Origin of the sequence: Rugosimonospora acidiphila, from assembly GCF_039543385.1 — a bacterium.
GTDB lineage: Bacteria > Actinomycetota > Actinomycetes > Mycobacteriales > Micromonosporaceae > Rugosimonospora > Rugosimonospora acidiphila.
On sequence record NZ_BAABJQ010000035.1, the window covers coordinates 20,164 to 34,888 of the forward strand.

Below are 14,725 nucleotides of genomic sequence, written 5' to 3' on the forward strand. Positions count from 1 at the left end.
GTGCGGATCGCGATTTCCTGGCTTCGCGAGTACGTCGACGTACCGGTGGAGCCGGACGCGCTGGAGCGGGCGCTCGTGGGCATGGGGCTGGAGGTCGAGGAGATCGTCGACCTGCGCACCACCGTGACCGGTCCGCTGGTGCTCGGCCGGGTGCTCTCGGCGGAGCTGCTGACCGGGTTCAAGAAGCCGATCAGGTACTGCCAGGTGGACGTCGGCGAGGCCGAGCCGCGCGGGATCGTGTGCGGCGCCCCCAACGTAGCCGAGGGCGAGACGGTCGTCGTCGCGCTGCCGGGCGCGGTGCTGCCGGGCGACTTCGCCATCGCCGCGCGCAAGACGTACGGCAAGGTCTCGGACGGCATGATCTGCTCAGTGCGCGAGCTGGGCCTCGGCGACGATCACGCCGGCATCATGGTGATCCCGCCGTCGGAGCGGCTGCACCCCGGCGACGACGCCCGGCCAGTGGTCGGGCTGGACGACATCGTGGTCGAGCTGGAGATCACGCCCGACCGCGGGTACTGCCACTCGGCGCGCGGCATCGCCCGCGAGCTGTCGCACGCGTTCGGGGTGCCGCTGCGCGACCCGGCGCGCATCGACGCGCCGGGCGCCACCGAGCCCTCGCCGTACCCGATCACCGTCGACGACCCGGTCGGCTGCGACCGGTTCGCCGTCCGGATGGTGCGCGGCATCGACCCGGCGGCGCAGGCTCCACAGTGGATGAAGCAGCGGCTGTCGGTGGCCGGCATCCGCTCGATCTCGCTGGCCGTGGACATCACCAACTACGTGATGCTCGAACTGGGTCAGCCGATGCACGCGTTCGACCCGAACCGGCTGGCCGGGCCGCTGCTGGTGCGTCGGGCCCGCGCGGGTGAGCGGCTGACCACGCTGGACGGCGTGGACCGCGAGCTGGACGGCGAAGACATGGTCATCTGCGACACCGGGTTGGACAACCCGCTCGCGCCGGGCGCGGGCCTGCCGGTGTCGCTGGCCGCCGTGATGGGCGGCGAGAACAGCGAGATGCAGCCGGACTCGGTCGACGTGCTGTTCGAGGCGGCGCACTGGGACCCGGTCATGGTCTCCCGCACCGCTCGCCGGCACCGGCTGCTGTCGGAGGCGGCCAAGCGCTGGGAGCGGGGTGTCGACCCGCAGCTGCCGCTGGTGGCCCTGCAGCGCGCCGTGACGCTGATGACCGAGTTCGGCGGCGGCCGGCCGGAGCCGGGCGTGCTGGACCTCGATCACGTGGTGGCGCCCCGGCCGATCGTCATGCCCTCGTCGCTGCCGGGCCGCGTGGCCGGCATCGCGTACCCGGAACAGCGGGTGGCGCAGCTGCTGCAGGAGGTTGGCTGCGCGGTCTCGCCCGGCCAGCCGGCCGAGCCGGGCCCCGCGGCGGTGCCGGCCCTGGTGGTCACCCCGCCCACCTGGCGGCCCGACCTGCTGCAGCCGGCCGACCTGGTCGAGGAGGTCGTCCGGCTCGACGGGTACAACAAGATCGAGAGCGTGCTGCCGGCGGCGCCGGCCGGCAACGGACTGACCCCCACCCAGCGCCGCCGCCGCACCGTCGGCCGGGCGCTGGCCGAGGCCGGGTTCGTGGAGGCCCTGTCCTACCCGTTCGTGGCGGCGGGCGCGCTGGACGCGCTCGGGCTGCCCGACGATGATTCGCGCCGGGCCGCCGTGCGGCTGGCCAACCCACTGTCGGACGAGGAGCCGCTGCTGCGCACCACGCTGCTGCCCCCGCTGCTCGGCACGGTCCGGCGCAACCTGGGCCGGGGCCAGCGCGACGTGGCCCTGTTCGAGCTGGGCACGGTGTTCCTGCGCCGGCCGGACCAGCCCGCCGCACCGGCGATGGGCGTGGACGGTCGCCCGTCCGAGTCCGACCTGGCCGCGACCGAGGCGGCGATCCCGCACCAGCCGTGGCACGTGGCCGCGGTGCTGGTCGGCGACGTCGAGCGGGCCGGCTGGTGGGGTGCCGGGCGCACGGCGTCCTGGGCCGACGCCATCGAGGCGGCCCGGACCACCGTGGACGCGGCGGGCGCGCGGGTCACGGTGCGGGCGGCCCAGCGGGCGCCGTGGCACCCGGGCCGGTGCGCCGAGTTCGTGCTGGCCGGCCAGGCGGGCGAGCCCGAGACCGTGGTCGGGTACGCGGGTGAACTGCACCCGGCGGTGTGCGAGGCGTTCGAGCTGCCCCGGGGCAGCGCCGCGATGGAGTTGGACCTCGACGCCCTGCCGCTGCCCGGAATCGTGGCGGCGCCGGACTTCTCCACCTACCCGCCGGCCCTGATCGACGTGGCGGTGGTGGTGGACGCGACGACGCCGGCCGCCGCCGTACAGGACGCGCTGGTCACCGGGGCCGGGCCGCTGCTGGAGACGGTACGGCTGTTCGACGTGTACTCCTCCGAGCAGCTCGGCGAGGGGCGCAAGTCGCTGGCGTACAAGCTGACGTTCCGGGCGCCGGACCGCACGCTCACCGGCGACGAGGCAGTGGCGGCACGGGACGCGGCGGTGGCCGAGGCGGCGCGCCGGGTCGGTGCGGTGCTGCGCGGCGCGTAGCCGTACGCCTGCGTTCACCGGCCGGTCAGGCCGCGTAGCGTCTCTAATTCCCTGTGTGATCTTCAGCGATTCGGGCGTTTCGCCGTTGGTACTGGTGTGGCGTGTACCAAGTGGTGGAAGCCGTGGCCGAGGAGTGCCCCGCGGACCCGGTGGGGGCGGGTGGGAATCGTGGTCGGTACCTGGAGGCCTGGGTGGGTCTCCTGGGGTAGCCGTCCCGCCGGACGCTTGCCGGTGACTGCTTGAGGCGAGTCTGCCGGGGCGGGAGTCTGCCGTCGCGAGGGCAGCAGAGGTGAACATCGGAAAGTCGCGGGTCGAACTTGTTGCCGGGTGGGACCGTTCTTGCGCCGGTCCCGGCGCGGTCTGCTGGGGGCCGCGGCGCCCGGGGTCTTCTTCCGCCGACGCGGGCGGTGCGGGTGGATCGGGGCGTCGATGGCGGTGCGGATGATCCCGCCGCCGGTGGTGGGATCGCGGCGGGTTCTGGTCTGGTTGGCCAGGCCCCGGGCGGCGATGCGCTGCGCCGCGGCGTGATCCCGATCAGCCGACAGCCCACAGCCGCAGGTCGTCCACCGGTAGCCGGCCACCAGCCGGTCCGGGGCCTTGACATGCCGCACGGTGGCGCCGCAGCGGGGACAGCACGAGGACGTGCCGCGGGCCGGGACCCGCACCACCGCGACACCCGCCTTGGTGGCCAGGTGGTGCACGGCGGTGGATACCTGGCCGCGGACCGCGCCGGACAAGCGGCGGTTGAGACTGCGTGACCCGCTCCGGGCCTCTAGAGTGGTGAGGTCTTCCAGGTAGATCACGGTGGCGTCGGCGGTGGTGGCGTGGTCGACCAGCCATCGCGCCGCAGACCAGGCCAACGCCCGATTGAGGTGCCGGATCCGGGCGCACACCGTCTCATGCTCCGTCCGCAACCGCATGAGTTTGGTCAGTAGGGCCGGGTCGGGTACGGCGGCGGCCGGGCGGCCCTGCACCAGCCGGGTCAGGTGATCGATCTTGGTGTTCAACTGTTCGCGGTGGCGGCGTAGCCGCACGAATTTACTCGACACGCCGGTCGCGTCGAACCGCAACGGCCCGCCCATCGCCCGCAACGACGACCCGCCCGACCCGTCCGAGTCGGCAAAGGTGCCAGTGAGCAGGGTGTTCACACCCCAGTCCGCACCGACCGCCCGGGTATGACCCATCAACGTCGACGGGATGTGGTCGACCCGCCAGGGTAGGTCCACCCGAACCCCATCGACAGCCGGGCGCAGGGTCGGGGTGCACACGGTCGGGGTGCCTGGCATCGTCGCCGGCACCCGCACGGTCAGCGCGTGCCACACCCAGTCCGCATACGAGCCCGGCAACGGGCACACCGGCAACTGCACCCACACCCGCACCATACGGTCGTCGACCCGCTGCACGCGGACCAGTTGGCGGTCCGCGGCGGCCAGGCTCACCTGCCGCGCCACCCCCGGCGCCGCCTCCAACTCGCACATATCCACTGGCAACCGATCGCAACGGGTCACCCACGCGGTGATCTGCCGGGTCCGGTTACGGATCGTCGCGCTGTCCACCCCATCGGGGAGCGACCGGCGCAACGTCGACCATTCCTGATCGGTGCGCTGTGCCGGGTTCCGCGGCCACGTGGACAGCAACGCGACGACCACCAGCCGGCGACTGGTCGAAAGTCGCAGGGCACGGGCTGCCTCTTCCTCGGCAACCCGCCGCACCCGATCCGACACCACCACACCCACCGGAGCGACTGCACCCCACCCCAACCGGCGCAACGCCACCCAACCCTTACCCGGCAACACCCGCCCATCCGGACCCACCCCACCAGCAAGTTGCGCCAGACAGGCATCCGTCCACCGCTGCGCGATCACCTGATCGGCCATCGCCCCGACCAGATCCGCGAGCCACCCGACCCGCTGTGCAAGAAGCCGCCCCGCCACAGGTACCGGTACACCCGGCCGATCAGGGGTGCCGCCACACATCGCCCGGAAAGCGGTACACGTCGCGGTCGAGACCAAGACGCCCGCCACTACCGCACACCCTCACCCACACCAACCAACAACTGACGCCCGTGCTCACGACTCATCGCCGCACACACGCCAAGCGACACGCAGGCACACTGCCGCTCCCAACCGACCTGCGCCACCTTTACAACCTCCACTACACAACGGCCCCCACGCCATGAATAGATATCAGCTCAATGAGTACAATTCGGACCAAGCAACCGCGCCATCGAACGGTATCAAACAGCCCCGCTTAGTCAAGCGGTCAACAGCCGCATACCCTCAGGTCATGCAACGGATCGAGGCGACGCAGCTGATTCCCGGCCGGGGAAGCCCGGTACCCGACGCGGTGGTGCTCATCGACGGGGAGGCGATCAGCTACGCCGGCCCGGCCGCCCAGGCGCCGCCGACCCCGGATGCCGCGACCGTGCACGCGCATACCGTGATGCCCGGCCTGTGGGACTGCCACACGCACCTGTTCGGCGCATACAGCCTGGACCTGGCGAGGCTGCCGGTGGAGCCCGCCCCGCTGCGGGCGGCCCGGGCGACGGCCGACCTGCGGGCCGCGCTGGACGCCGGGGTGACCACCGTGCGCGAGATGGGTGGCCTGGGCGTCCACCTGGCCAAGGCGGTGCGCGAGGGCATCGTGACCGGGCCGGACATCTATCCGGCCGGCGCCGTGCTGTCACCCACCGGCGGCCACGGTGACCTGCACGGGTACCCGCTGCCGTGGATGCTCGACTACACCGGCGCCGGTACCGAGTTCCGGCTCGCCGACGGTCCGGCGGAGTGCGCGAAGGCGGCCCGGGAACAGCTGCGCCGCGACGCGCGGGTCATCAAGGTGTGCGCCTCGGGCGGCGTGCTGTCCGAGGTCGACCATCCGATCCATCAGCAGTTCACCGGCGAGGAACTGCGCGCGGTCGTCGAGATGGCGGGGATGGCCGACCGGGTGGTGGCGGCGCACTGCCACGGCAAGCCGGGCATCATGGCCGCCCTGGAGGCCGGCGTGCGCACCATCGAACACGGCACGTACCTGGACGAGGAGTGCGCCGTCGCGATGCGGGAGACCGGCGCGGTCCTGGTGCCGACCCGCACCATCGTAGTGGAGATCTGGGAGTCGCGGTCGGCGCCGCCGTGGGCCCAGGCGAAGCTGGACGCGCTGATCGACCAGCACACGGCCGCGGTGTCCCTGGCGCACGAGTTGGGGGTGACCGTGGCGATGGGCACCGATTTGTCGTTGACGGCCGGCGACCGACCGGTCTCCTGGGGCCACAACGGCCGGGAACTGGGGCTGCTGGGCGAGTGCGGGTTCGACGCGCTGGAGGCGATCGAGGCGGCCACCGCCAACGGGCCGGCCACGCTGGGCCCCCAGGCGCCGCGCTCCGGCCAGCTCATCGAGTCGTACCGGGCCGACGTGCTCACGCTGGACGCCGATCCCCTTGTTGACCTGGGGATATTCGCCGAACCCGCGCACATCACCGGAGTCTGGAAGGGAGGAGACCGAGTCAAGGGATGAATGCGGACCGGAATCAGATGGTTGCGCTTTCGCTACAACGCCTCGCTCAAAGGTCCCCGGAACGCGCCGGACGAGGCAGACTCCCCGTCGTGGGGGAACGTCGGCCACCCATTCCCATTGGTCGTGAGGACGCGCTCGGGGTGGCGCGCGTGCAGTTGGCGGACGCGGGCAGCGTCCTGCTCGTCGGGCCGGCCGGGATCGGTAAGTCGACCGTGCTGTCCAGCCTGGCCGCGGACCGGCCGGAGTCTCGCGTGCTGCGCGCCTCGGCGGCCGAGGTCGAGTCCGGGCTGCCGTACCTGACGCTGCTCGACCTGTTCACCGGCGCGCTGGCCGAGCACGGCTCGCTGCTGCCGGGCCATCTGCGCGCCGCGCTGGACGCCGCGCTGCTGCGCACCGTCGCACCGGCCACGCCGCAGGACGAGCTGGCGGTGCGGCTGGCCGTGCTGGAACTGCTGCGGGTGCTGGCCGCGCTCAGCCCGGTGCTGCTGGTCATCGACGACCTGCACTGGGTCGACGAGCCCAGCGCCGGGGTGCTGCGGTTCGTCGCCCGCCGGCTGTCCGGCCTCGCGGTACAGATGATCGCCACCGAGCGCAGCGACGGCTCGTCCCGGCACGTCGACCTGTGCCCGGAGCCGTGCACCGAGCTGTCGCTCGGCCCGCTGTCCGAGGACGAGGTCGCCGACCTGCTCCGGGACCGCTTCGACGGCGCCCTGTCGCGCCCTACGATGACGCGCATCCACGCCGCGTCGGGCGGCAATCCGCTGTTCGCCGTCGAGCTCGGCCGGGCGCTGTCCGCGCGGGTCAGTCCACTGGGCGGCGGCGAGCCGCTGCCGGTACCGGACCGGTTGCGTGGGCTGCTCGCCGCGCGGCTGGCCGCACTGCCCGGTACGGCCGCGGTGCCGCTGATGGTGGTCGCGGCGGCCGCGCGGCCCACTCGCACCCTGATCGAGCGCGCCGGCGTCGATCCGGACGCCGACCTCGCCGAGGCGGTGCGGGCGGGGGTGCTCGCCGCCGAGGCCAACGGCATGATCGGGTTCAGCCACCCGCTGCTGCGCGAGATGGTCTACGCGGACGCCGATCAGTCCGCCCGGCTGCTGGCCCACGAGCGGCTGGCCGCGGCGGTCGACGATCCGGTCGAGCGGGCCCGGCACCTCGCGCTCGCCCGCAACGCGCCGGACGAGGGGCTGGCCAGCACGCTGGCCGACGCCGCGGCGGTGGCCCGGCGGCGCGGCGCGCCGGTGGTGGCCGCCGACCTGGCCCGGCTGGCGGCCGACCGCAGCATCGACGAGAAGCGCGCCGCCGAGCGCCGGCTGGACGCCGCGCGGCACGCGTTCGCGGGCGGCTCCATCGTCGAGGCGCGCCGGCTGGCCACCGAGGCCCTACGGGGCGCGGCCGGGCCGGCCACCCGGGTGGAGGCCCGGTTGCTGCTGGTGGAGCTGGCCGGCCAGGACCAGTCGGGGACGGGGCCGCTGCTGGACGCGGCCACCGCCGACGCCGAGGACGTGCCGCGGCTGGTCGGCCGGGTGCGGCTGCAGCGCGCGGCCAAGGCGTTCTACGACGGGGATACCGAGTCGGCGCTGGCCGAGGTCAAGAGCGCCGAGGAGGCCGCCGAGCGGGCCTCGGACACCGAGTCGCTGGTCAAGAGCCTGGCCTGGCGGGCCCACCTGGAAGCGGCGATCAACATCCGGGGCAGCGAAGAGATCATGGAGCGGGCCGCCGCGCTCTCCCGTGGCCTGCCGCTCAGCTCCTCGGTGGTCGAGGCGCGCCACATCACCACCGCGGCCGCCCTGCGCAGGGGCGAGGTGGCCGAGGCGGTGCGCCGGATCGAGACGCTGCGGGCCGAGGTGGAGCGCTCGGGTACGGTCCGGGACCTGGCCGACGTGCTGCACGGGGTGGCGTCGGTGTACACCCGGGCCGGGCGGTGCGTCGACGCGCTGGCCGCCGGGCGGTACTGCATGCGGCTGTTCTCCGACATTTCGACCGGACCGCCCGGAAACGGGCTACTGATCGCGGCGCTGGTGGAGCTGGCCGGCGGAACGGTCGAGCAGGCCGAGACGTACGTGCGCGCCGCGATCGAGGCCAGCGAGGCGGCCAAGGACGAGGACTGGCTCAAGGGCGCGTACGCGGTGCAGGGTCAGATCCTGCTGCTGGGCGGCGACCCGGTCGCCGCGGTGGAGCCGATGCGCCGCTCGTACGCGCTGGAGCAGCGCCGTGGCCCGGTGGACCCCGCCGGCTTCATGTGGCACGCCGACTTCGTCGAGGCGCTGACCGCGGCCGGAGCCCGGGACGAGGCCTCCGGCGTGCTGGCCGAGGTCCGGGCGCAGGCCCGGCGGCTGGAGCGGCACGTGGTGGAACTGGGGCTGGACCGGGCCGACGCGGTGCTTCTCGCGGCCGGCGGCGACCCGCGCTCGGCCGCCGAGGGGCTGGCGCAGCGGCTGCACCGGTGGGCTGCCCACCCGTACCCGATCGAGCTCGCCCGGGGATGGCACACGCTGGGCACGATCGAGCGCCGGGCGCACCGGCGGGGCGCGGCGCGGGAGGCACTGACCGAGGCGATCGGCCGGTACTCGGCGGCCGGGGCGGGTCCCTGGCGGGCGGTGGCCGAGGGGGAGCTGGCCAGGCTGGACGGCGCCCGCGGGGCGGGGCTGTCCGAGACCGAGCGGCGCATCGTCGAGCTGGTGCGCAGCGGGGCCACCAACCGGGAGATCGCCCGGTCGACCTTCCTGTCGATCAAGGCGGTGGAGGCGAACCTCACCCGGCTGTACCGGCGGTTCGGGGTGCGCGGACGTGATCAACTGGCCCAGGGGATCGACGGGAGCTGACCGAATCCGGATCTTGAGCGGATCACCGTTGAACGCGTTCGTTGCATGCTGATACGCTCCTTTGCATAGCGATGCGAGGGAGGATGCATGGGAGCGCGAGTGGCGGTGGCCGGCGCCAGCGGGTACGCCGGGGGTGAACTGCTGCGCCTGCTTGCCGGGCACCCCGAGGTCGAAGTGGTGGCGGCGAGCGCGCACAGCCAGGCGGGAACCCCGTTGGCGGAGGTGCATCCGCACCTGGTCACCCTGGCCGATCTTGTCCTGACCGAGACCGATCCGGACACCCTGGGCGGCGCGGACCTGGTCTTCCTGGCCCTGCCGCACGGGCAGTCCGCCGAGCTGGCGGCGGCGATGCCCGCTCACGTCAAGATCGTTGACCTGGGTGCCGACCACCGGCTGCGTGACGCCGGGGCGTGGGCGCGCTACTACGGTGGCCCGCACGCCGGCGCCTGGACCTACGGCCTGCCGGAACTGCCCGGCCAGCGGGAGGCCATCGCCGGGGCGGACCGGGTGGCCAACACCGGCTGCTACGCGGTGTCGGTGATCCTCGCTCTCGCCCCGCTCATCGCGGTCGGGCTGGCGGACCCGGAGGACGTGGTAGTGGTCGCGTCCTCGGGCACCTCGGGGGCCGGGCGGGGGCTCAAGCCGAACCTGCTGGGCAGCGAGGTGATGGGCGACCTGTCGCCGTACAAGGTCGGCGCCCACCAGCACGTACCGGAGATCAAGCAGGCCACCGGTGCGCGGACGCTGTCCATGACGCCGGTGCTGGCGCCGATGCCGCGGGGCATCCTGGCGACGGTCACCGCCCGCCCGACCTCCGCGGGGGTCACGGCCGCCGACGTCGAGGCGGTGCTGGCCGAGGCGTACCGGGGCGAGCCGTTCGTGCGGGTACTGCCCGGCAACGCCTGGCCGCACACGGCCGCGACATCCGGTTCGAACGCGGCGCACCTGAAGTCCACGATGGACACCGACTCGGGCCGCATCATGGTGGTCTCGGCCATCGACAACCTGGGCAAGGGCGCGGCCGGCCAGGCCATCCAGTGCGCGAACCTGATGCTCGGCCTGGCCGAGACGACCGGCCTGACCGCGAACGGGGTGGCGCCGTGAGCGAGTTGCCCGTGAGTGAGGGATCGGTTGGAGTTACGGCCGCCGCGGGGTTCCGGGCGGCCGGCGTGGCCGCCGGGCTCAAGGCCAGCGGCGGCCTCGACGTGGCGCTCGTGGTCAACGACGGCCCGGACGCGAGCGCGGCCGGGGTCTTCACCGCCAACCGGGTCAAGGCCGCGCCGGTGCTGTGGAGCCAGCAGGTGCTGCGCGGCCCGGCGGTGCGCGCGGTGGTGCTCAACTCAGGCGGCGCCAACGCCTGTACCGGGGCGCCGGGCTTCCAGGACACCCACGCGACGGCGGAGCACACCGCCCGGGTACTGGACGCCGCCGGGATCTCGATCGGGGCCGGCGAGGTGGCGGTCTGCTCGACGGGGCTGATCGGCGAGCGGCTGCCCATGGACAAGCTGCTGCCCGGCGTGGACGCCGCGGCCGGTGAGTTGTCGGCCGACGGTGGCGCACCGGCGGCGCTGGCCATCATGACCACCGACACGCGGCCGAAGACCACCGTCGTCCCGGGATCGGGGTGGTGCGTGGGCGGGATGGCCAAGGGCGCCGGCATGCTCGCCCCCGGGCTGGCCACCATGCTGGTGGTGTTGACCACCGACGCGGTGGCGGACTCCGAGGCGCTGGATGCCGCGCTGCGCGAGGCGACCCGCCTGACCTTCGACCGGCTCGACTCCGACGGGTGCATGTCCACCAACGACACGGTGCTGCTGCTGGCCAGCGGCGCCTCGGGCATCGCGCCGGAGCGGGACGAGCTGACCCGCGCGGTGACCGCCGCGTGCGGCAACCTCGCCGCGGCGCTGCTGTCCGACGCCGAGGGGTCGACCAAGGACGTCACGATCGAGGTGACCGGCGCGGCGAGCGAGGCGGACGCGGTACAGGTGGGGCGGGCCGTGGCGCGTAACAGCCTGGTGAAGACCGCGCTGTTCGGCAACGACCCGAACTGGGGCCGGATCCTGGCCGCCGTGGGCACCACGAGCGCCGTGTTCGAGCCGGACCAGCTCGACGTCGCGGTCAACGGGGTGTGGGTGTGCCGGGGCGGCGGTGCGGCCGAGGATCGGTCCAAAGTGGACCTCACCGGCCGGGCCGTGACGATAACCATCGAACTGCACGCCGGCGGCGAACAGGCGACCATCTGGACCAACGACCTGTCGCTGGCGTACGTCCACGAGAACTCGGCGTACTCGACATGACCGCATCGTTGACCCGTGACATGGCGGTGGCGCAGTCCAAGGCCGCCACCCTGATCGAGGCGCTGCCGTGGCTGGCCCGGTTCCACGGCGCCACCATCGTCATCAAGTACGGCGGCAACGCGATGACCTCGCCGGAGCTGCGCCGGGACTTCGCGGCCGACATGGTGTTCCTGCGCTACGTCGGGCTCAAGCCGGTCGTGGTGCACGGCGGCGGGCCGCAGATCTCGACGATGCTGTCCCGGCTGGGCATCGAGAGCGAATTCCGCGGCGGGCTGCGGGTCACCACGCCCGAGGCGATGGACGTGGTGCGGATGGTGCTCGTCGGGCAGGTCGGCCGGGAGCTGGTGGGGCTGATCAACGAGTACGGTCCGTTCGCAGTCGGCCTGTCCGGTGAGGACGCCCGGCTGTTCACCGCCGTGCGCCGGCCGGCCTTCGTCAACGGCGAGCCGGTCGACGTCGGCCAGGTGGGCGACGTGGACGCGGTGAACGTGTCGGCGGTCGCCGACCTCATCGACGCCGGGCGCATCCCGGTGGTGTCCACGGTCGCGCCGGACGTCGACGGCGTGCTGCACAACCTCAACGCGGATACCGCCGCGGCCGCATTGGCGGTCGCGCTGCGGGCCCGGAAGCTGGTCGTGCTGACCGACGTCAGCGGCCTCTACGCGTCCTGGCCGGACGAGTCCAGCCTGATCTCCCTGATCGGCACCGACGCGCTCGCCGAACTGCTGCCGAGCCTGTCGGCCGGCATGGCGCCCAAGATGGAGGCCTGCCTGCGCGCCGTACGCGGCGGCGTGCCCGCGGCCCACGTCGTGGACGGTCGGGTCGCCCACTCCACGCTGCTGGAAGTCTTTACCTCGGAGGGTTTCGGAACCATGGTGGTGCCGTCATGACCAGTTCCCTGATCGAGCGTTGGCAACAGTCCATGATGGACAACTACGGCACTCCGCCGCTCGCCCTGGTGCGCGGCGAGGGCGCGGTGGTCTGGGACGAGTCCGGGCGCTCCTATGTGGACCTGCTCGGCGGGATAGCGGTCAACGTGCTCGGCCACGCCCACCCGGCGGTGGTCAACGCCGTCAGCCGGCAGATCGCCACCCTCGGGCACGTGTCCAACCTCTACATCGCCGAGCCGCCGGTGGCGCTGGCCGAACTGCTGCTGGCCCTGGTCGGCCGGCCGGGCCGGGTGTTCTTCGCCAACTCGGGTGCGGAGGCATCCGAGGCGGCGTTCAAGCTGTCGCGCCGCACCGGGCGCACGCACGTGGTGGCGGCCGAGGGCGGGTTCCACGGGCGCACCATGGGCGCGCTCGCGCTGACCGGCCAGCCGGGCAAGGTCGACCCGTTCCGGCCGCTGCCCGGTGACGTCACCCACGTGCCGTACGGCTCGGTGGAGGCGCTCGCGGCCGCGGTCACCGACGACACCGCGATGGTGATCCTGGAGCCGATCCAGGGCGAGCAGGGTGTCGTGGTGCCGCCGAGCGGATACCTGGCCGCGGCCCGCGAGATCACCACCCGGCACGGCGCGCTGCTCGCGCTCGACGAGGTGCAGACCGGCATCGGGCGCACCGGCCACTGGTTCGCCCACCAGGCCGAGGGCATCGAGCCGGACGTCATGACTTTGGCCAAGGGGCTCGGCGGCGGGCTGCCGATCGGCGCCTGCCTGGCCTTCGGCCCGGCCGCCGACCTGTTCGGCCCGGGCAGCCACGGCAGCACCTTCGGCGGCAACCCGGTCAGCTGCGCGGCGGCGCTGGCGGTGCTCGGCACCATCTCCTCCGAGGGGCTGCTGGACCACGTGAAGCGGATCGGCGAGCGGCTCCGCCGGGGCGTCGAGGCGATGAACCACCCGCTGGTGTCCCAGGTGCGCGGGGCCGGCCTGCTGCTGGGCATCGTGCTGAAGCAGCCGGTCAGCAAGGCCGTCGCCGGGGCGCTGCTGGAGGCCGGCTTCCTGGTCAACCCCATCCAACCGAACGTGATCAGGCTGGCTCCGCCGCTGATCCTGTCCGCCGACCAGGCCGACGCGTTCGTCGGCGCGTTGTCCCATGTGGACACCGAGACCATCCAGGGAAGTGAGTCATGACCCGTCACCTGCTGCGCGACGACGACCTGAGCCCGTCCGAGCAGGCGACGGTGCTCGACCTGGCGGCCGAGTTCAAGAAGGACCGGTACGCCCACCGGCCGCTGGCCGGCCCGCGCCCGGTGGCGCTCATCTTCGAGAAGCCCTCGCTGCGCACCCGGGTCTCGTTCGAGACCGGCGTCGCCCAGCTGGGCGGGCAGCCGCTGGTCATCGACTCGCGCTCCACCCACTTCGGCCGCGGCGAGAGCATCGACGACGCGGCGGCGGTGCTGTCCCGGTACGTGGACGCGATCGTGATCCGTACCTTCTCCGACGCCCGGCTGGCGGCGCTGGCCGCGGGCGGCACGGTACCGGTGGTCAACGCGCTCACCGACGGCTTCCACCCCTGCCAGCTGCTGGCCGACCTGCTGACCATCCGGGAACGGCTGGGCTCCACGGCCGGCCGGACGCTGGCGTACGTCGGCGACGCGGCCAACAACATGGCGCACTCGTACCTGCTGGCCGGGGCCACCGCGGGCATGCGGGTACGGGTCAGCGGCCCGGCCGGGTACGACCCGGACCCGGCGGTGCTGGCCCGGGCGCATGAGCTCGCGGCGTGGACCGGCGGCGGGGTGGAGTCGGTGCGCGACCCGTACGAGGCGGTGGACGGCGCGGACGTGGTGGCCACCGACGCGTGGACCTCGATGGGCCAGGAGGACGACGGGCGGGACCGGATCACCCCGTTCCTGCCGTACCAGGTCAACTCCAAGCTGCTGGCCGCCGCGGCGCCCGGCGCGATCGTGCTGCACTGCCTTCCCGCGCACCGGGGCGAGGAGATCACCGACGAGGTGATGGACGGCCCGGCCAGCGCCGTGTTCGATCAGGCGGAGAACCGGCTGCACGCGCAGAAGGCGCTGCTGGCCTGGCTGATGTCCGCCGGGGACACCCGATGACCGCGCCGCTGACCAAGACCGCCCGGCACGCCCGGATCGCCCGGCTGATCCGGGAACGGCCGGTGCGCTCGCAGACCGAACTGGCCGACCTGCTCGCGGCCGACGGGGTACAGGTCACCCAGGCCACGCTGTCCCGTGACCTGGAGGAGATGGGCGCGGTGAAGGTCCGCGCGAGCGACGGCGCCCCGGCCGCGTACCTGATTCCGGAGGACGGTAACCCCGTGCTGCGCCCGGCCGAGCAGGCCCCGGCACGCCTGGTGCGGCTGCTGCGCGAACTGCTCACCGGCGCCGACGCCAGCGGCAACCTGGTGGTGCTGCGTACTCCGCCCGGGGCCGCGCAGTTCCTCGCCAGCGCGCTGGACCGCTCCGGCCTGCCGGACGTGGTCGGCACCATCGCCGGTGACGACACCATCCTCGTCGTGGCGCGCGAGACCGGCGAGGACGCCATCAACCGCAGTGGCCAGCGGCTGGCCGCCAAGCTGTCCGGCTGGGCCGGGCGTGAGGAAGGCAACGAATGATCATGAGTGGGCGCCAGCCGGCGCGGCGCGA

At 73.4% G+C, this 14,725-nt stretch carries 10 protein-coding genes; 9 read left to right on the plus strand and 1 reads right to left on the minus strand.

From position 1 onward, the window contains the following. Window positions 1–2,544, plus strand: a complete 2,544-nt coding sequence (gene pheT / locus ABEA87_RS36565; protein ID WP_345637674.1) for a phenylalanine--tRNA ligase subunit beta — start codon at window positions 1–3, stop codon at window positions 2,542–2,544. Window positions 2,545–2,606: 62 nt separating this feature from the next. On the opposite strand, the gene ABEA87_RS36570 is transcribed toward pheT, so the two are convergent. Continuing rightward, entirely contained in the window at window positions 2,607–4,421 is a 1,815-nt protein-coding gene (locus tag ABEA87_RS36570; protein ID WP_345637676.1) for a zinc ribbon domain-containing protein, read from the minus strand. Window positions 4,422–4,830: 409 nt separating this feature from the next. Here ABEA87_RS36570 and ABEA87_RS36575 point away from each other — a divergent pair, with 409 nt between their 5' ends. The 8 genes from ABEA87_RS36575 (at window position 4,831) to ABEA87_RS36610 (ending at window position 14,694) form a co-directional block, all read left to right on the plus strand. Continuing rightward, complete coding sequence (locus ABEA87_RS36575; protein ID WP_345637678.1) at window positions 4,831–6,057, plus strand: metal-dependent hydrolase family protein; 1,227 nt, start codon at window positions 4,831–4,833, stop codon at window positions 6,055–6,057. A 149-nt stretch (window positions 6,058–6,206) separates the two neighbouring features. Further along, window positions 6,207–8,879: an AAA family ATPase gene (locus ABEA87_RS36580; protein WP_345637680.1), complete on the plus strand. Its 2,673-nt coding sequence runs from the start codon at window positions 6,207–6,209 to the stop codon at window positions 8,877–8,879. 87 nt (window positions 8,880–8,966) lie between these two features. Then, complete coding sequence (gene argC, locus ABEA87_RS36585; RefSeq protein ID WP_345637683.1) at window positions 8,967–9,983, plus strand: N-acetyl-gamma-glutamyl-phosphate reductase; 1,017 nt, start codon at window positions 8,967–8,969, stop codon at window positions 9,981–9,983. Between the two features lie 5 nt (window positions 9,984–9,988). After that, the gene (argJ, locus tag ABEA87_RS36590) at window positions 9,989–11,176 is read left to right on the plus strand and encodes a bifunctional glutamate N-acetyltransferase/amino-acid acetyltransferase ArgJ (protein WP_345637777.1); all 1,188 of its coding nucleotides are present in this window, start codon (window positions 9,989–9,991) and stop codon (window positions 11,174–11,176) included. After that, window positions 11,173–12,066, plus strand: coding sequence for an acetylglutamate kinase (gene argB, locus ABEA87_RS36595; RefSeq protein ID WP_345637684.1), 894 nt, complete (start codon window positions 11,173–11,175; stop codon window positions 12,064–12,066). The genes argJ and argB overlap by 4 nt, the downstream gene beginning before the upstream one ends. Continuing rightward, on the plus strand, window positions 12,063–13,247 hold the full coding sequence (locus ABEA87_RS36600) for an acetylornithine transaminase (RefSeq protein ID WP_345637686.1): 1,185 nt from the start codon (window positions 12,063–12,065) through the stop codon (window positions 13,245–13,247). Before argB ends, ABEA87_RS36600 begins: the two co-directional genes overlap by 4 nt. Then, a complete protein-coding gene (gene argF, locus ABEA87_RS36605) occupies window positions 13,244–14,176 on the plus strand; it encodes an ornithine carbamoyltransferase (RefSeq protein ID WP_345637689.1) in 933 nt (310 codons plus the stop codon). The genes ABEA87_RS36600 and argF overlap by 4 nt, the downstream gene beginning before the upstream one ends. Continuing rightward, the gene (locus ABEA87_RS36610) at window positions 14,173–14,694 is read left to right on the plus strand and encodes an arginine repressor (RefSeq protein ID WP_345637691.1); all 522 of its coding nucleotides are present in this window, start codon (window positions 14,173–14,175) and stop codon (window positions 14,692–14,694) included. Before argF ends, ABEA87_RS36610 begins: the two co-directional genes overlap by 4 nt. Window positions 14,695–14,725: the final 31 nt, after the last annotated feature.

Excerpts from the sequence above, each read along its gene's own strand:
- ABEA87_RS36570 (WP_345637676.1), bottom strand. The coding sequence starts at position 4,421 with ATGGCCGATCAGGTGATCGCGCAGCGGTGGACGGATGCCTGTCTGGCG.
- ABEA87_RS36575 (WP_345637678.1), top strand. The coding sequence starts at position 4,831 with ATGCAACGGATCGAGGCGACGCAGCTGATTCCCGGCCGGGGAAGCCCG.
- argC (WP_345637683.1), top strand. The coding sequence starts at position 8,967 with ATGGGAGCGCGAGTGGCGGTGGCCGGCGCCAGCGGGTACGCCGGGGGT.
- argB (WP_345637684.1), top strand. The coding sequence starts at position 11,173 with ATGACCGCATCGTTGACCCGTGACATGGCGGTGGCGCAGTCCAAGGCC.
- ABEA87_RS36600 (WP_345637686.1), top strand. The coding sequence starts at position 12,063 with ATGACCAGTTCCCTGATCGAGCGTTGGCAACAGTCCATGATGGACAAC.
- argF (WP_345637689.1), top strand. The coding sequence starts at position 13,244 with ATGACCCGTCACCTGCTGCGCGACGACGACCTGAGCCCGTCCGAGCAG.
- ABEA87_RS36610 (WP_345637691.1), top strand. The coding sequence starts at position 14,173 with ATGACCGCGCCGCTGACCAAGACCGCCCGGCACGCCCGGATCGCCCGG.